Source organism: Paenibacillus sp. FSL R5-0636 (genome assembly GCF_037974255.1).
GTDB classification, from domain to species: domain Bacteria; phylum Bacillota; class Bacilli; order Paenibacillales; family Paenibacillaceae; genus Paenibacillus_AQ; species Paenibacillus_AQ odorifer.
On the sequence record NZ_CP150232.1, the window covers coordinates 1,998,331 to 2,016,002 of the forward strand.

Consider the following 17,672-nt stretch of genomic DNA (forward strand, 5'->3'; position numbering starts at 1 on the left):
ATTTCTTATTCACTGATCTCATCTACGGTCAGCACATAACTGTTAGATTGACTTTCGCCAGAGTAGTCACGTCCATCCATATTGAAAGAGTATTGAGCATTCACGGAGCCCTTAAGGAAACGACCCATTACCTGTTCACTCACCTGGATAAAATAATGAATGTTAACCATAGATGCAGCATTAACTATTCCCAGCGGCAAGGTGCCGGTAAATGAAGATTGTGGATTCGGAACTCCATCAATTACAATGCTGTTGGGATCAAGAAAACATTTTTCCGGGGTTAGACGATTCAGAGATATTTCCGCAGGCCAATTTCCGTTATTGGTTAGTGAGATCCAGCATTGGACTCGCTCACCTGCTTCTACAATAGTTGGTTTTGCATGGACTACCAGTGAAATGACAGGTGTGACTACTAGGGTGGTAACTGTATTGGAACGAGAGGTTTGTCGTACGGTCCGTCCGTCTGGAAGCACAAAGGTATACTGAACGCTAGCATGGTTTTGTACGGCTGCGATTTCATGTATGTTAATGGCTGCAGGTATACTCACTTGAAAAACTACAACTGCTGTAGTTCCGCCTCTTAAAGAACCTAACTGGATGCCTTCCGCTGGTCGTGCACCTTTTTGCAACACTCCATTTAAGAGAACACTATCCCATACGAAAAGAGCACCTGAAGGTATAGCATCTGTTAGGACTGCATTTACAGCCAGATTCCCGTTGTTGGTTACCGTAAGCTCATATCTCAAATTGTCGCCCGGAGCTGCTGTAACATGATCCACTTTTTTACTAATGGTGACCCCCGCTTGGACAAGTGAGACAACCGCAGTGTTACTTTCGGTCGTAATTGTATGCTCATCAACTGAATAGGTGACAATTGCACTATTGGTCAAGGCTAACGAGGGAGAATACTCTGTTACCCGGACACGAAAAGTAATATCAACGCTTAGGTCTGTGTCCAGCGAACCGAGTAATATTCCTTTCGCCGGGTCTGCTTCTGGGTAATAAATCCCACCTGCAATGACACTGCCTGGAATAAACACTGTCCCGTCCGGAATAGAAATTGTTGCACTGATTTGAGTTAAGAGGCTGTTGCCTTCATTTGTAAGTCGCAAGGTGTAAGTTACTACATCCCCAATAAAAGAAGTCGGAGTACTTGCAGACAAAGAGGTCGAGAGCTGGTAGGAGCGTAAAGAAACCAGTACAGAGTTAGACGCAAGCTCACCCTTAACGGTTCTTCCCTCCGGAGTGGAAAAAGAAAAACGGCCTAGCGCTTTATTTTGCAGCACTAGGGAAGACGGCAGCGAAATGATGACGACTTGAAAGGCGATGCTCACTTGACTCTGCGGTGCAATAGAACCAAGGGGGATGCCTGAAGACGGTGTAGCCCCCGGAAGAGGCACACCGTCTCTGAGTACACTGTTGGAAATAAAGGATACACCTTCTGGAAGAATGTCAAACACCGTCAAAAAAGCATCTGTATTTCCATTATTACTGGCTTTAATGGTATACACCAAAGTGTCGCCTAAAGAGGCGTGGAGTTTATCTGTACTCTTCAGCAATGAAAGCACGGGGCCCACGACCGGGGTGTTAACGGTATTGGAATAGACAATTCCATCAACACCCGCTGCCGAATTGAAGAGTACCATGGATTGATTGGTTACGACAGGTTGGGTACGTGAGCCGGGAATCATAACGCTACTACCTGAACCTGGAAGGTAATGGTTGAAGAAGCACCTGCAGCAATTGTACCAATTGCGATTCCCGAAGCCGGACTGCCACTAGGACGAGGGGCTCCATCTACGGTAATGCTTCCCGTTACGAACTGGCTGCCAGCTGGAATAGGGTCAACCATGATGACGTTATTGACTGGTGAAATCCCTAAGTTGGTGACAACTATCGTATAGGTAATGATATCGCCAACAACCGCATCAATAGAAGTAGTGCTCTTAACAACACTTACGTCCGGAGAAGATACAGGGATAATGAGGACGTTTGAGACAGAGGAGCCCGTGAGTGAACGTCCATCTGGCGGTGTGAATGTGAAATTTGCTGTAGCTTGATTGACCAACTGCTGCGGTGAAGGCAGGGACGCAATAGTAACCTGTAAGGTAATCGTTACTGTTACTGTACTTCCCGGAGCTACCGACCCAATACTTAAGCCTGTAGACGGATCTGATCCTGGTTGTGGTACCCCATTCACGAGCACGCTGTTTGGAACAAAGACAGCTCCGTTAGGGATGGTATCGGTGATAACTACATTTGCGATGAGGTTACCAGTATTCGTCACATTCAAGGAGTAAGTAATCGTATCTCCGACAGTTGCGGCGGTTCTGTCCGCCCCTTTGACAACTACAATAATAGGTTGATATACCGGAATTACTAGTGTATTTGAGAATGAGGAGCCTGAAAATGCGCCAGAGGTGAAACTGACAGAAGCCTGATTACTAAGCGTTGCAGGATTAGGGAGCACATTGACAATTGTGTTGAATGAGACTTGGAAAGATGCGCCTGGCGCAAGCGTGCCGAGCGAGATGCCGCTCGCTGGATTGGCGCTAGGGCGTGGAGTGCCATCTACGGTCACACTGCCAGCGACAAAGGTAGAGCCCGCAGGTATTGGATCACTGAGGTTAACGTTACTGATATTTGCTATTCCGCTGTTGGTAACAGTGAGATTATAAGTGATGGTATCGCCAACAACGGCATCGGTAGCTGTCGAAGATTTAGTGATGACAACGTTCGGTGAGGATACTGATATTGTTGTCGTATTGGAATTGATCGAACTGTTAAATGTCCGTCCATCCGGAAGCGTATATGCAAACGCGACCGAAGCTTGATTGAGCAGCTGTTGGCTTGCCGGCAATGTTGTGATAAGAACTGAGAAGATCACAGACAGGCTTCCGTTCGCGGAGATTACACCCAGTGGTATGCCAGCAGCCGGGTCTGCTCCTGGAGCAGGAGCACCTTGAATGAGTACACTGTTTGGAATAAACGTTGTACCCGCAGGAATGGTATCACTCAGGGTTGCTAAAGCACCGTAGTTGCCTGTGTTGGTCACATTGATAGTATAAGTAATCGTATCCCCAACTGTAGCATTGACTGAATTGGAGCTTTTTACTGCTGCAAGGATAGGCAGATAGACAGGTGTGGAGACGATATTTGAGAAAGCTACATTCGAGACAACACCTGAGGTGAAACTGACCGTTGACTGATTGTTTAACAATCCGGTAGCCGGCAGTGAAACTACATTTACGGTAAAAGCAACAGTTACGGTTACACCAGGTGCTATGCTGCCTAAGGTTACTCCAGTAGATGGGCTAACTCCTGTACGAGGCACACCGTCCACAAGCACGCTGCCTGTCACAAATGTAGTACCAGCAGGAAGTGCGTCTGTGAAGACCACATTATTTACAGTGGCAATACCGTTATTAGTTAAAGCTATGGAATAGGTGATAGTGTCACCGACCGTAGTTGATGTTGTGGTTGTAGTTTTAACTACAGCAATATTAGGTGAGGAGACAGGAATAGTGACGGTGTTAGAGAGTGCAGACCCATTAAGTGTACGTCCGTCGGGTAAGGTGAAGCTGAATGCTGTGGTTCCTTGATTGACCAGTTGCTGAGGACTAGGCAATGAAGTGATGTCAACCGTGAAAATGACTACGGTGGTTCCTCCAGGCTGTATTATTCCAGCTGCAATTCCGGTGGAAGGATCCGCTTGCGCTAAAGGGAGGCCGTTGATGAGCACACTATTCGGAACGAAAGTGGTACCTGCGGGAATATTATCCGTCAGTGTTAAATTAGCAGCATAGTTTCCTGTGTTACTCACTGTCAGTGTGTAGCTAACTGAATCGCCAACCGTGGCATTGGCTGTACTAGCACTCTTGACTACGGCAATGTTCGGCTGGAACACAGGGACTGTAACAGTATTAGAAAAAGTGGAGCTTGAAATAACGCCTGAAGTGAAGGTAACGGATGCCTGATTGATGAGTGAAGCTGTAGGAGGGACAGAGGTAACAGTAACACTGTAAGTAACCAGCGCTGAAGCACCGGCTGCTAGAGTGCCGATAGATATCCCCGAAGCAGGACTCAAGTTCGGGAATGGAACTCCGTTGACCGATACGCTGCCTGTTACAAAAGTACTCCCTGCCGGTGTAGGATCACTCAGCAAGACGCTAGTAACAGATTCTATACCATTATTAGTTATATTGACGTTGTAAGTGACCGTTTCACCAACAGCAACTGATGTTGAAGTGGTGCTCTTGGTAACGACAATGTTAGGAGCAGAGACTTGTAATGTGACAGTGTTAGACACAGCAGTCCCAGATAACGGTCTACCGTCAGGCGGAGTAAAGGTAAAGCTTGCGGAAGCCTGATTACTAATCTGCTGAGGTGTAGGTAAGGAGATGATATCAACGGTGAAGCTGACAGCAATACTGGCACCAGGAGCGACATTTCCTACAGCTATCCCTGTATCTGGGGCTGAACCAGGTTGAGGCATACCACCCACTATGACACTATTAGGAACGAAGACAGTACCTGCTGGGATGTTATCAGTTAGTGTTAAATTTGCAGCCAAATTACCTGCGTTGCTAACAATCACTGTGTAGATGACAGAATCACCGACAACTAGAGCATCGAAATCGCCGTCTCCATCAGCGGCACTTTTTACTAAGGAGATTTGGGGCTGAATAACTGGTGTAGTTGTGATATTAGATGAAGAAGAACCGGAGAATACACCGGATGTAAAACTGACAGACGACTGATTGTTAATCTGTGATGGTATCGGCATTGTTATCCTCACCTCGAATGTTACGGTAGCTGTGACGCCAGGGCTCAAACTACCGATTGGAATGCCGGCGGACGGAACTGCTAGCGGCAGGGGAGTGCCACTTACAATTACGGTTCCGGGAATAAAAGCTACATTCTCAGGCAGAGGATCGCTGAGAATGATATTGCTTACTGTTGCAATACTGTTGTTGGTCAATACAGAGGTAAAGGTAAGGATATCACCAGTAACAGCAGTAGCAGCGTTTACGCTTTTTACAACACTGACGTTAGGGGCAGACACTGGGACAGAGAGCGTATTGGACACTACATTTCCACCGAGCTGACGCCCGTCTGGAAGGGTGAAATTATATGTCGCTGAAGCAGAGTTCAGCAATACTTGTGATGGAGGCAGGGCTGTGATTGTGACCAGAAAACTTACGGTGACACTGTCACCAGGAGCGAGCGGTCCAACTGGAATGCCAGTTGCCGGATTATATCCGGGCAAAGGCGTTCCTCCAATAATTACACTATTCGTGTCAAACACGGCTTGGGGTGGCAGGATATCAGTTACTAATAGAGTAGCTGCAATATTCCCGGTGTTGCTGATCAGGATGGAGTATGAGAGAGATCCCCCTACAGATGCCTGTGCTGCATTGGCGCTTTTGACCATACTAAGGATGGGCTGAAATACAGGTGTTACTATCGTGTTTGAGAGCGAAGAACCGGTGAACGCCCCAGAGGTGAAGGAGGCGCTGGCTCTGTTTGTAAACTGTGCTGGACTTGGCAAGGTAGCGACATTCACTCTAAAAGACACCGTGACAGAGCTGCCCGCGGCGATACTTCCGATTGCTATACCTGTACTTGGGTTAGCCGCTGCTACCGTCGAACCGTTGACAGTCACACTGCCTGCTACAAAAGCTCCCCCCGTAGGAATAGGGTCAGAGACAACGACGTTGGTGACAGCGACGCTGCTTGGGTTGGACACTACGACTGAATAAGTCAGATTTTCTCCAACCGCTATATTAGTCAGGTTTGCAGTTTTGGTTAGTGTAATGTTTGGAGCGGAGACCGGAATGGTTAGGGTATTGGACAGACTGGTCCCGGAGAATGATCTTCCACTTGGCAGTTGGTAGGTGTAATTGCTGCTGCCTTGGTTATTCAGAACAGGTGGAGCAGGCAGAGATTGCACAGAGACAAGGAAGGTCACAGGAACAGCTGCCCCTGAAGCTAAAGTACCTAAGTTAATTCCTGTAAGTGGAGAGTCAGCAGGTCTAGCAACACCGTTAACAGTTACACTTCCCGAGACAAAGGTGCTTCCTGAAGGAATATTGTCGCTCAGGGTTACAGCCGCCCCGATATTTCCAGAATTCTGAACATTTAACGTATAAAGAATATTGCCGCCTACAGTTGCACTGGAAACGTTCGAGCTTTTTGCAATTTGGATTACAGGCTGATACACGGGAGTTGTCGTCGTGTTTGAGACTGAAATGCCAGTAAAAGCACCCGAGCTAAAAGAGGCACTAGATTTATTCAATAGCTGAGCGGGACTGGGTAATGAGATAACGTTGACCTGAAAAGTGACGGCGACGGAGCTTCCTGGAGCGATGGTACCGACAGAAATCCCTGTTCCAGGATTAGCTGAGGGTTGTGACACACCGGCGACGGTAACACTTCCGGGGACCAGCGATGTACCCGCAGGGATGGTATCTGAGAGTGACACGTTGGTAATTGCTGCAATTCCGTTGTTGCTGATTACAGAGGTGTAGAGTAGTATATCTCCGACAGTTACGTCGGCGAATCCAGCGCTTTTGACTACGGTAACATTAGGTGTTCTAACTGGAATAGACAAAATGTTGGACGAGGCAGATCCAGCTACTGTTCGCCCATCTGGAACTTGAAACGTATAAGCGGCGCTTGCTTGGTCGACCAGCTGTGGCGGAGAAGGTAGGCTATTCACGATGACCCGAAATTGAACAGTAGAACTGCCACCGGCGGCAACCGTACCGATAGCAATCCCTGTGGCAGGGTTACCGGCGATAGGATTTCCATTGACGGTGAAGCTACCTGCGACATAAGAGCTGCCTGAAGGAATATTATCTGTAAGTGTTGTTACCGCGCCGATATTTCCTGTGTTAGTGATTTGAAGGGTATAGGTGATCTGATCTCCAACCGTAGCATTGGTAGTACTGGCTGATTTCACAATGTTAAGGACGGGTGAATATACAGGTAAGGTTACTGTATTAGATGGAATGACCCCAGTCATGATAGGGCCTCCGGCTACACTTTGAAATGTAAAGGCAGCATTAGCGGTATTAGCGATATTTTGCGGACTTGGTGGTAATGAAGTGACTTTGGCTTGATATGTAACAGTTATTGAACTGCTTAAAGCTAATGAGCCTAGTGAGATTCCTGCTGTAATATCAAAAGTAGGTCTGGAGACACCAGCAACAACTACGCTTCCAGTTACAAAAGTGGATCCTGCCGGCAGCGCATCTGATAAAACGACACTTGCTGCTCCCGCTGTTCCTGTATTACTGACAGTCACCGTATAAGTTACCGTATCACCGACTATGGGGCCGGCTACATTAGCGCTTTTAGTGAGGTTTATTTTTGGAGCATTGATATCAACCTGTATGGCATTACCGTTGAGTACATAAGCATCGCCTGAGGTGGTTAATTGTAATACGGCTGAAGATTGATTGTTTATCAGCCGTGCGGAGACGTCAACATTGGTAATATCCCAGCCTTGGCGACCACCGATAATGTTGGTTCCTGGATTTCCGTTTATTTGGTTGCGGTTTCCAAAGGTACCCGTTGTGTTTAGGTTACCTGCATCATTGTTAATCTGCGATGCAAAAAAGTTGTTGGCAAAGTTATTAGGTCCCGATAAAGCAACAAGTGTAGCAGAGGTTGGACCAAATAATGCCTGATCCCCCGAACGGTTGGCATCCCCCTCCTGCGCGCTGAATAACGCTCTGCCGCCAAGCGCACCAGTAATGGGTGTGGCAAATCCAGTTATTGTAGTGGATACCGGAGCTGAGTTTGCCTGTACAAGTATTGCACCTGCCCGAAGGGACATATTGCGAAAAGGTAAGGCTGTATTTTGGTAGATTACACCCAGCGTCCAGCCCGCATGGTTGGCTGTAGAATCACTAGGGATAACAATCGTACCCACTACACCGCCAGTGGTGTAGGTGCCGGCACCGCCTTGTTGGATAATGCTGGTCACGTTGGCGGAACGAACATATGCTGATGCACCACCTCCCAAATCGACTACGTTGCTCGTTGCTGAATCAGGAGTAACACTGAATGTAGTGCCGGCAGGGGTTATGAAGGAGACAGGGTTGTTAATGGCCGAACTAAGGTTTACATTTCCGTTAATATAGGTACCGCCCCAGATTAGCTCCGCATACAGTACGGTACTGCCTGAGGGTAGGACCAGTATGGCTGCTGAACTGTTGCTTGTATAAAGACTAGTAGTTCCGCTAGGATAGGTACCAAATGTTGATGAAGTATTAACAGTAGTAAAGCCACCGATGCTGTCTAGTGTCCCTGGCACTCCGATCGTATCGGAGCGGCTAAGTCCAAGCGTGTTGCCGGTAAATGTGATAGCACCGGTCGCATTGATCGTTGCCCGTACGACTAGTGGGATGATTCTCACCTCCTTCGAGGTTGGTTTTGATCAAAAGTGTGCCGTCCTATAACTAGGACGGCACAGTTAATACCTGTATGTTAGCCTATGACACAAAATGGGTATTAGTGTATGTCCCATCTTAAAATTATAGAAAAAATTGTCTGTTTTGTGATTTAAGTCTTCGTTCGACAAGAACATGAGGTTCAGGATAATGGCTTCTGCTCATCAGCTCTAACTCCTGATCGTTGATATTGTGCTTAACTACGACAAAATGGTACATGATTTCATGCACTACATTTGCTTGAAGGGTCTTTAGTATTTCTAGTTCTTCAGTTTCGTAAAGCGGATCTTCATAAGGATGCTGATAGAATAACTCCATCCGCAGCAACCGATAATCGAAGGGTGGTGCGGGTACAGGGTAGTCTGGAATAGCTGGGCATACTGGACCGGATGGAGGCTGGAAGAAGGATCCTGTAAAATGCCGGGGGGTATATTCGTCAAACTTCTGCTTGAAGGCAGGGTTGGACATATGGGCAAAGCTGTGGGCATAGGGTGCTAGAATGCAAACAACTGCTTTATGGATGCTAATTCTGTGAATTTCCGACAGGGCTGCGAATAAATTGTCCACATAAGGCAGTACACGGCTAGCCATAACAAACTCAGCACTATTGTCAGGGAGAGGAATCTCTTGGCAAATGTCACAGACAATATCTACATCAGGACCCGCGATCCGATCGATCCCGAGATAACCTGCTTCCTTATTAGATCCACAGCCGATATCGATTCTCAAGGGGCTCACTCCTTTGGGATAAATCAGGCTCACACTATTGTATTAATACCGCTGTAGCCTGCATCCGACGGATGCCTAATAGAAGCTGGAAGTTATCTAAAATTACTTCATATGAAACTTTCATAGAGTGGTTAACGTTATAGGAGTATACTTATGAAGATGACTTTGAAAATAATCGCCACATAGAGGAGGCACTCAACATGAAAAAACAACGTTCATTACCCGCCATAGCAGCGATTGCTGCCTTAACATTTGCCTTAACCGCTTGCGGTGGGAATAATTCGGCACAGACTTCAGGAGAACCGACTGCAACACCTTCTCCAACACCAACCGAGAGCGCAAGCACTGCTGAGCCTACAGAAGCTCCAAGCACTCCCGTACCCACTGAGAACCCAAGTACAGCCACACCAACCGAAAATCCGAGCACAGCTAAACCTAGTTCTACTCCAAAAGCTGAAGGTAAAACAATAAAAATGACGGCCGTTTATATCGGACAAATTGATAGTCATTCCGTTGAGATTGCGACAAAAGAAGGTCCAACCGCTTTTGAGATTTCAGCTGGAATGGAGAGCATACTTGACACTTTGAATTCGGATGATTCCGTAGTTATTGAATATGTGGAAAAAGCAGTGGAGGGCGATCCGTCCGTCAAGCAGCGTGTGCTGACAAAGCTGGCTCTAGCAAAATAATTGAATGTATTGATTTGCAAATTAATAGAGGGTGTCTCAGCAATCATATAGTGGTTGCTGGGACACCCTCGTATTTGTTAAGCATAGTTCTTGCTCAAAACACTAAACTTTGTTTGGTCGATCACAGTACGCATACCTAGCTGCATCACTATGGATCTAGCAGCCCCACTAACGGAACTAGTAGCCCCACTAACGGAACTGGTAGCCCCACTATCGGATCTAGTAGCACCACTAACGGAACTAGTAGCCCCACTAACGGAACTAGTAGCCCCACTAACGGATCTAGCAGCCCCACTAACGGATCTAGTAGCACACTAACGGAACTGGTAGCCCCTATATTGGACTCAGCATCATCGGACCCAGCGGCCCTTATACGCAGCTTTTTCCGATATTTGAATTACTATCGGACCCCATAGCAGCTATTGCCATGAAAAGCGCCCAATAGGATCCTTTTTCGATGCAATAGCGTCACTGGGGTCCGAAACTGTGCTCCAAAGGCGTAAAAAACGTAAATAACGCCATCTGAGTCCGCAAGCCGCGGATGAGGGATAGGATCCAGCATTATCGGAATTAGCATCATCGGAATTAGTATCATAGGAATTAGTATCATCGGACCCAGCGGCCCTAATACGCAGCTTTTTCCGATATTTGAATTACTATCGGACCCTATCGCAGCTATTGCCATGAAAAGCGCCCAATAGGATCCTTTTTCGATGCAATAGCGTCACTGGGGTCCGAAACTCTGCTCCAAAGGGCGAAAATCCGTAAATAACGTCATCTGAGTCCGCAAGCCGCGGATGACGATGAGGACTCCCCGATGCAGATTTTAGCTTCATACATAAAATGAAGGTATCCCCACAACAGCTCAAAGTTGTTGGGATACCCTTTTTAATGAAGTTAACATGTTTAAAATAAGCTTAAAGCGTTCCAGCATTGACTAGGAAGGTTGTAATAAGCAGCATAAAGAGTAAGATAATAACACCATTAACAATCGTGCCAATAATGCCAAACACCTTGCGACGTTTCCGAATGGAAAGCCCAATGATGCCGATGACTACTCCGATTACATTAAGAGCAGCTAAAATAATAACCGTTAATCCTAGAAGCATTATGAATTGCGAGGACTGGCTTAATAGTTCAGAATTCTCATTAACCAGTGAAGAAGACTTCATTATAATAGAGATAAAGATGGCTGCGTAGCCGATGATCGACACGAGACAGATAATGAATGAAGCAATACCAGGTCCAGAATGTTGAAGATCATGTTCTACTTTTTGATGCGTAGACGATAAATCAGCGCTTGGGTAATCCGGATGAGGGCTGGGATTTCCCACCTCTGCCGCAGGTACGTCTGATTTTGACAGAGAATTTAAGTCCATGGTTTGCACTCCTTGAGAGATTAGAATGAAAATGTTGTTAATATCCACTTTTTCATATTGATGCTAAAAAAGCAACCCCTGAATGAGGCAAATTAAAAAATGACTGCTGGAAATAGGAACTCGAATTACGTTATGATAGAATGAGTCTAAAATTAAGGGGGGTGTAATCATTTGCAACGGAAATTTATGGCCTGGGGGGCTGTACTAGCAATGCTGGCAGTAGGAATTGGTGCTTTCGGTGCCCATCTACTAAAACCAGTTATCAGTGAAGACTATATGAAGGTATATGAGACTGGCGTGCAGTATCACTTGGTACATGCGCTGGGGGTAATTCTCATCGCACTGGCTGTGGGCCAATGGGGCGAAAGTGCCCGATTACGTTGGGCGGGTCGATTGTTAATTGCAGGTACCATTTTGTTCTCTGGCAGTTTGTATGTTCTGAGTATCTCCGGAATTAAGGTGCTAGGAGCGATTACACCTATCGGTGGGGTATGCTTTATAATTGGCTGGTTATGCCTTGCGATAGAAGGATTTTCACGTAAAACGTCGTCTTAGTTGTTAGGAAAAGAAAGACCAATAAGCACCTATTCCCAAAGAGGGAGGGTGCTTATTTGCTTGTAACGCATGCGCTTACAGAAACTCGTCGATTTCATTTAGATTAAAGCTGTACACCTGCTTCTCATCCACATGGTAGACACTTATAGAGTTGGCTGCTTCATCAAAGTTTAAAATACGACAGGGCATGGACACTTGTTTCCCGTACCGGTTCGCTCGTAAACGTACCAATTGATTATTCTGAATATACTGACGAATCTTCCCGTATGCATCAGCTGGCGTTTCAATTGCCGTTTGCTGTGCAGGCGTTTCTGCCTGTTTTTTTATCGGTGTATCCAGCTGCTTCTTTGTGGATTTTGGAGGCAGCTTTAATGAAATGGGAGGAGCAGAGTTTTGATTCAAAGCTAGTTTAGCGGAGCGTAGCAAGCTGTCAATGGTTCTCCCTAATTCAAGACCGGAGTTAATGTTGAAATCTGTGATATGGTCATTATTGTTCAACATTTCGAGCAGAAATTGCAGTGCAAGCGGGTTGGTACGGGCATTAATCAGGATGTCGACGTTAAATAAATAATTGCCGTCTGTGCGTTGTAGTTTCTCGTCCATAAATCCCCCAGCTTTTCGTTTAGAACATCTCTGAATGGTTACAGGAATGTAATTAACTATAACATTAAACATGCAATATTCATATACCCAGGACTACTGGAATAGGGACTATTATACTGTATTTTATACTAGGCATAGGACTACCGTCAGCACACCCACGGGAAAATTAGCATACATATACAACGTGGATAGTGAAAAAAAGGAGGTGCTGCTATTGGTTACTATGGAGCCTATTACAGTAGGTGAACATACGCTGATCGGGGTAGAGGTTAAGCTTCCCAAAACTACACTGCTCTCCATCAGCACGAACCGAGGTTATATTATGTGCGGTGCACTGGATGTCGGTCTCCTTAATGAAACACTTAGTGATCGGCATATCATCGCGGCTCGTGCGGTGGGTGTACGGACACTTGCCCAGCTTTTAGCTGCCCCGTTGGAGTCTGTAACGATAGAAGCAGAGAGTCTTGGCATCGTACCAGGTATGACGGGTGCGGAAGCGTTACTTCTTATGGTCTGACCGGAAAATTTAACAATTCCAAACAAACGGGGCTTAGGCCCTTTTTGTTTGTGTGCAAGTATTCACATTTAAGCATAATCGGGTGTGTCTTTGCTCATGCTAGTACAAATAAAGGGGTTATGGAAGGCTTCTCCTTGTTTCGTATTACAGGTAAAAGGGTAAATTAAGAATAGACAAGTTACTACCGGACGAAGGAAATAGTAACCGGTAAATATAATGGATAAGGTAGGGATCATCTCATGGCTAAAGCATCGAATAAAGTAAATACAACTTCACTGGAACAGATCATGAATCGTCAGGTTGCTAACTTAAATGTCCTGTACGTAAAAATTCATAACTTTCATTGGTACGTCAAAGGAGAACAGTTTTTCTCCCTTCATGTGAAATTTGAGGAATTATATAATGAAGTAACCCTTCACATGGATGAAGTAGCAGAACGCTTGCTAACCATCAAAGGCAGTCCGGCAGCAACATTGAAAGAATATTTGGAATTAGCTACAATTCAAGAAGCTACAGGTAAGGAAGATACACGGGGAATGGTTCAGTCTCTGATTGAAGACTTCGCCACCATCTCTGAAGAGCTGACAGAAGGCATCGAGCTTGCCGAAGAAACCAAGGATCAGCCAACCTCAGATATGTTCATTAAAATCCGTAGTGATCTGGAGAAACACCAATGGATGCTACGTTCATTTCTTAGCTAATCATTAAGCAGTTTGAATAAGACTTCCTGCGGGAAGTCTTATTTTTGCGTTAGTCTTATACTTAATGAAAATCTTCTCTGAGTCACAAGTGATTAGCTAAAGAGAAATTTGTAAAAAAACAAGGTTTGATATAAAATTAGTGAGAATCATTGATAATCATTGTGATTCAATTTATAATAATTATAATGTGATAGAAAATCTAATTGTGCTGGGAATCAGGATTATCCTGTTTCAATACAACTTTTGATTTCGCAAATCGATCAATGGAGGGAATAATATTATGGCAGCAGAATTTGTCATTGAGGGTCTTAAAGCGACGATTGAGGGAAAAGAAATTTTGAAGGGGATTAACCTTCAAATGAAAGGTGGCGAAATTCACGCCATCATGGGACCAAACGGTACAGGTAAAAGTACTTTGGCTTCGGCGCTAATGGGTCATCCTAAATACGAAGTAACTGATGGAACTGCAACTCTTGATGGTGAAGATCTTCTGGAGATGGCTGTTGATGAACGCGCACGTGCAGGTCTTTTCCTTGCAATGCAATATCCAAGCGAAATCTCTGGAGTAACTAACTCCGACTTCTTGCGTTCTGCCATTAATTCCCGTCGTGAAGAGGGAAGCGAAATCTCGTTGATTCGTTTTATTCGCCAAATGGAAGCAAAGATGAAAGAACTAGATATGAACCCTGAGTTTTTACACCGTTACTTGAACGAAGGCTTCTCCGGTGGTGAGAAGAAACGTAATGAAATTCTACAAATGATGATGTTGGATCCAAAAATCGTGATCTTGGACGAAATTGACTCCGGTCTTGATATTGATGCTTTGAAAATTGTAGCTGAAGGCGTAAACTCCATGCGGAGCGAAGAACGCGGCTTCTTAGTTATTACCCACTATCAACGTCTTTTGAACTACATCAAACCTGATTTTGTTCACGTTATGATGCAAGGTAGAATCGTGAAATCCGGTGGTCCAGAGCTTGCACAGCGTCTGGAAGCAGAGGGTTATGAATGGATTAAAGAAGAACTTGGAATTGAAGATGAAACTGTAGGGCAAGAAGCGTAAGAAACGCCAGGAAGGAGGAGACCACTATGACGACACAGACCATTCTTCCGGTGGATGCCGAACGCTTGAGCGAATTATCGCACAGCAGCGGCGAACCGGGTTGGCTGAAAGAAAGCCGCTTGAAGGCACTAGAATTGGCAGCTACTCTGACACTGCCTAAATTAGAGAAGACACGGATTGATCGTTGGAATGTCAATAATTATGGTAGCTATAAAGCAAGTGAACCTTTTGCTTCGCTAAGTGATGCACCTGCATCTATTTCTTCCTTGATCAAGGATCAGGAGGAAGGCAGCCTGATTATTCAACGCAACTCTGGTGCAGTATATACACGTATCGCTCCTGAGCTTGCAGAACAGGGTGTTATTTTTACAGATCTACAGACAGCTGTTAAAGAACACGGAGATTTGGTTCAACGTTACCTGCATAAAGCCATTCAGCCAGACGAGCATTCTATCGCAGCGCTTCATGCTGCATTGTGGAATGGTGGAGTATTCCTCTATGTTCCTAAGAATGTTGTTATTGAAACTCCGCTTCAAGCAGTGCTGTTAACGGATGATGCGGAAGCTACTTTTGTTCCACACATTCTGGTCGTAGCTGATACTAACAGTTCCGTAACCTATGTAGACAACTACGTATCGGATAAAGAAGAAGCTGGACTACACAATGGTGCGGTAGAGGTATTCGTGGGCGCTGGCGCTAAAGTTCGTTATGCTACAGTGCATCAGCTTGGTGTAGATACTACAGATGTAACTTATCGCCGGGCTGTTGTTGAGAATGACGGAGTCATCGAATGGATCGTTGGTGAGATGAACTACGGAGATACTGCGAGTGATACCAAGTCTGTGCTTAAAGGCAACGGTTCTAGCTCCGACGCTAAAGTAATTGCAGTAGGTACGGGATCACAGAAACTGAATTACACCACTCAAGCTCAGCATTTTGGCAAAAGCACACCAAGTGATATGATCACTCGTGCAGTTATGCGTGATTCTGCTACTTCTATCATCAACGGAATCACCAAGATTGAGAAAGGTGCTACTAGAGCGGATGGCCAGCAAACGGAAAAAGTATTGATGCTGAGTCCAAAAGCCCGTGGTGACGCCAATCCGATCCTGCTTATTGATGAAGATGATGTTACAGCCGGCCATGCCGCTTCCGTAGGACAGGTCAATCACGAGCAAGTCTTTTACCTAATGTCCCGCGGAATTACACGGCATGATGCAGAGACTCTGATCATCTACGGCTTCTTGGCTCCTGTTGTGTCACAAATTCCACTGGAGGGACTGCGCAATCAGCTCCAATCTCTTGTGGAAAGGAAGTTAGTTCAATGATTAGCAACGCCATCCGGGAGCAATTTCCCATACTGAACCAAAATGTGAACGGACATCCACTGGTCTATCTGGACAGTGCTGCTACTTCACAGAAGCCTCGGAAAGTGATTGAGGCGGTCAAGTCGTATTATGAGTGGGATAACGCCAACGTACACCGTGGAGTCCATACTTTAGGCAGCCGAGCAACCGATGCCTACGAGGGAGCCCGGGAGAAGCTAGCTAAGTTTATTAACGCCCGCAGCACTAAAGAAATTATCTTTACACGCGGAACAACTACAGCATTAAATATTGTGGCCTCTTCTTATGGACCCTCTGCTGTGGGTGAAGGTGACGAAATCGTCATCACCTTAATGGAGCATCATAGTAATCTGATTCCATGGCAGCAGCTCGCTAAGAAGACAGGTGCTACATTAAAATATATACCGTTGCAACCTGATGGAACGGTTACGTTGGAAGCTGCCGAGCAGACGATTACGGATAAAACCAAGATCGTTGCTATCGCTTATGTATCCAACGTTATGGGAGTAACTCATCCTATTAAAGAGCTTGCGGCTATTGCTCATCGTCATGGTGCAGTAATTGTCGTAGATGGTGCACAAAGCACACCACATATGAAGGTCGATGTGCAGGATCTGGATTGTGATTTCTATGCACTATCTGGTCATAAAATGCTTGCACCAACCGGAATTGGCGCTTTGTATGGCAAGAGAGCACTTCTCGAAGCCATGGAGCCCGTCGAATTCGGTGGCGAGATGATTGATGATGTGGGTCTTTATGAATCCACATGGAAAGAACTGCCTTGGAAGTTTGAAGGCGGTACGCCGATCATAGCTGGTGCTGTTGGTTTAGGTGCAGCCATTGATTTCTTACAAGAAATCGGATTGGATGAGATACACCGCCATGAGAAAGCTCTTGCAGCGTATGCAGAGCAACGTCTGTCAGAGATCGAGGGTCTGAACATTTATGGTCCTCGGAATCGTGAAGTCGGCGTTGTCACCTTTAATCTGGGTGACGTTCACCCGCATGATGTCGCTACAGTGCTAGATGCGGAAGGTATTGCCATCCGCGCTGGTCATCACTGCTGTCAGCCGCTGATGCGCTGGCTGGAAGCCAGCTCTACAGCACGTGCAAGCTTTTATCTGTATAATACTGAGCAGGATGTAGATCGATTGGTGGACGCTTTAATCAAGACAAAGGAGTACTTCAGCTATGAACTTGGATGACTTATACAGACGCGTAATTATGGATCATTATAAAAGTCCTCGGAATCGCGGTTCATTTGAAGATGATGCTCTAAAAATCGAACTGAATAATCCAACCTGTGGTGACCGTATTACTCTTCAGCTTAAGGTAGAGGATGGAATTGTAAAGGATGCCCGTTATAATGGTGAAGGCTGTTCGATCAGTATGTCATCGGCTTCGATGATGACTGAGGCGATCAAAGGACAAACGGTTGAACGTGCGCTTGAACTGGCCGATAACTTCTCCTTACTGATGAAGGGTGAAGACGTGGATTTTGGAGATTACGAAGACATTGAAGCCCTTTCGGGTGTGAATAAATTCCCTGCGCGGATCAAATGCGCAACACTGGCTTGGAACGCACTTCGTAAAGGAATTGACGAAGAAGAGTAACATAAATAACAGTAGAA

General features: G+C 45.7%; 13 protein-coding genes. 8 read left to right on the forward strand and 5 right to left on the reverse strand.

The features are described 5' to 3' along the window. Positions 1 to 5 precede the first annotated feature (5 nt). From MKX34_RS08610 to MKX34_RS08620, 3 genes are all read right to left on the reverse strand, one after another. Positions 6 to 1,691, reverse strand: coding sequence for a DUF11 domain-containing protein (locus MKX34_RS08610; protein ID WP_076103978.1), 1,686 nt, complete (start codon positions 1,689 to 1,691; stop codon positions 6 to 8). Further along, on the reverse strand, positions 1,688 to 8,425 hold the full coding sequence (locus tag MKX34_RS08615) for a DUF11 domain-containing protein (protein WP_143758990.1): 6,738 nt from the start codon (positions 8,423 to 8,425) through the stop codon (positions 1,688 to 1,690). Before MKX34_RS08615 ends, MKX34_RS08610 begins: the two co-directional genes overlap by 4 nt. 118 nt (positions 8,426 to 8,543) lie before the next feature. Continuing rightward, the gene (locus tag MKX34_RS08620) at positions 8,544 to 9,188 is read right to left on the reverse strand and encodes a methyltransferase domain-containing protein (protein WP_076103977.1); all 645 of its coding nucleotides are present in this window, start codon (positions 9,186 to 9,188) and stop codon (positions 8,544 to 8,546) included. A gap of 200 nt (positions 9,189 to 9,388) precedes the next feature. Here MKX34_RS08620 and MKX34_RS08625 point away from each other — a divergent pair, with 200 nt between their 5' ends. Then, the gene (locus MKX34_RS08625; RefSeq protein ID WP_036684361.1) at positions 9,389 to 9,877 is read left to right on the forward strand and encodes a hypothetical protein; all 489 of its coding nucleotides are present in this window, start codon (positions 9,389 to 9,391) and stop codon (positions 9,875 to 9,877) included. Between the two features lie 917 nt (positions 9,878 to 10,794). Here the strand turns inward: MKX34_RS08625 and MKX34_RS08630 are convergent. Next, positions 10,795 to 11,256 carry a hypothetical protein gene (locus MKX34_RS08630; RefSeq protein WP_051491333.1) on the reverse strand — a complete coding sequence of 154 codons (462 nt, stop codon included), beginning with the start codon at positions 11,254 to 11,256 and terminating at the stop codon, positions 10,795 to 10,797. Positions 11,257 to 11,427: 171 nt separating this feature from the next. Between MKX34_RS08630 and MKX34_RS08635 the strand changes: the two genes are divergently transcribed. Continuing rightward, a complete protein-coding gene (locus MKX34_RS08635; RefSeq protein WP_036684358.1) occupies positions 11,428 to 11,811 on the forward strand; it encodes a DUF423 domain-containing protein in 384 nt (127 codons plus the stop codon). A 75-nt stretch (positions 11,812 to 11,886) separates the two neighbouring features. Here MKX34_RS08635 and MKX34_RS08640 read toward each other — a convergent pair whose 3' ends face one another. Further along, positions 11,887 to 12,414: a hypothetical protein gene (locus tag MKX34_RS08640; protein WP_036684355.1), complete on the reverse strand. Its 528-nt coding sequence runs from the start codon at positions 12,412 to 12,414 to the stop codon at positions 11,887 to 11,889. 214 nt (positions 12,415 to 12,628) lie between these two features. On the opposite strand from MKX34_RS08640, the gene MKX34_RS08645 reads away from it, so the two are divergent. The 6 genes from MKX34_RS08645 (at position 12,629) to sufU (ending at position 17,655) form a co-directional block, all read left to right on the forward strand. Further along, positions 12,629 to 12,931: a DUF1805 domain-containing protein gene (locus tag MKX34_RS08645; RefSeq protein WP_036684352.1), complete on the forward strand. Its 303-nt coding sequence runs from the start codon at positions 12,629 to 12,631 to the stop codon at positions 12,929 to 12,931. Between the two features lie 239 nt (positions 12,932 to 13,170). Beyond that, positions 13,171 to 13,632, forward strand: a complete 462-nt coding sequence (locus tag MKX34_RS08650) for a Dps family protein (protein ID WP_036684350.1) — start codon at positions 13,171 to 13,173, stop codon at positions 13,630 to 13,632. A gap of 280 nt (positions 13,633 to 13,912) precedes the next feature. After that, complete coding sequence (gene sufC, locus MKX34_RS08655) at positions 13,913 to 14,695, forward strand: Fe-S cluster assembly ATPase SufC (RefSeq protein ID WP_076271950.1); 783 nt, start codon at positions 13,913 to 13,915, stop codon at positions 14,693 to 14,695. 26 nt (positions 14,696 to 14,721) lie between these two features. Then, positions 14,722 to 16,023, forward strand: a complete 1,302-nt coding sequence (sufD, locus tag MKX34_RS08660) for a Fe-S cluster assembly protein SufD (protein WP_036684344.1) — start codon at positions 14,722 to 14,724, stop codon at positions 16,021 to 16,023. Continuing rightward, complete coding sequence (locus MKX34_RS08665; RefSeq protein ID WP_036684342.1) at positions 16,020 to 17,246, forward strand: cysteine desulfurase; 1,227 nt, start codon at positions 16,020 to 16,022, stop codon at positions 17,244 to 17,246. The genes sufD and MKX34_RS08665 overlap by 4 nt, the downstream gene beginning before the upstream one ends. Then, on the forward strand, positions 17,233 to 17,655 hold the full coding sequence (gene sufU, locus MKX34_RS08670; RefSeq protein ID WP_076104489.1) for a Fe-S cluster assembly sulfur transfer protein SufU: 423 nt from the start codon (positions 17,233 to 17,235) through the stop codon (positions 17,653 to 17,655). The genes MKX34_RS08665 and sufU overlap by 14 nt, the downstream gene beginning before the upstream one ends. The last annotated feature ends 17 nt before the right edge of the window (positions 17,656 to 17,672 follow it).

Coding starts and splice junctions, on each gene's coding strand:
- sufD (WP_036684344.1), top strand. CDS start 14,722: ATGACGACACAGACCATTCTTCCGGTGGATGCCGAACGCTTGAGCGAA.
- MKX34_RS08650 (WP_036684350.1), top strand. CDS start 13,171: ATGGCTAAAGCATCGAATAAAGTAAATACAACTTCACTGGAACAGATC.
- MKX34_RS08625 (WP_036684361.1), top strand. CDS start 9,389: ATGAAAAAACAACGTTCATTACCCGCCATAGCAGCGATTGCTGCCTTA.
- MKX34_RS08665 (WP_036684342.1), top strand. CDS start 16,020: ATGATTAGCAACGCCATCCGGGAGCAATTTCCCATACTGAACCAAAAT.
- MKX34_RS08630 (WP_051491333.1), bottom strand. CDS start 11,256: ATGGACTTAAATTCTCTGTCAAAATCAGACGTACCTGCGGCAGAGGTG.
- MKX34_RS08610 (WP_076103978.1), bottom strand. CDS start 1,691: ATGATTCCCGGCTCACGTACCCAACCTGTCGTAACCAATCAATCCATG.
- MKX34_RS08640 (WP_036684355.1), bottom strand. CDS start 12,414: ATGGACGAGAAACTACAACGCACAGACGGCAATTATTTATTTAACGTC.
- sufC (WP_076271950.1), top strand. CDS start 13,913: ATGGCAGCAGAATTTGTCATTGAGGGTCTTAAAGCGACGATTGAGGGA.
- sufU (WP_076104489.1), top strand. CDS start 17,233: ATGAACTTGGATGACTTATACAGACGCGTAATTATGGATCATTATAAA.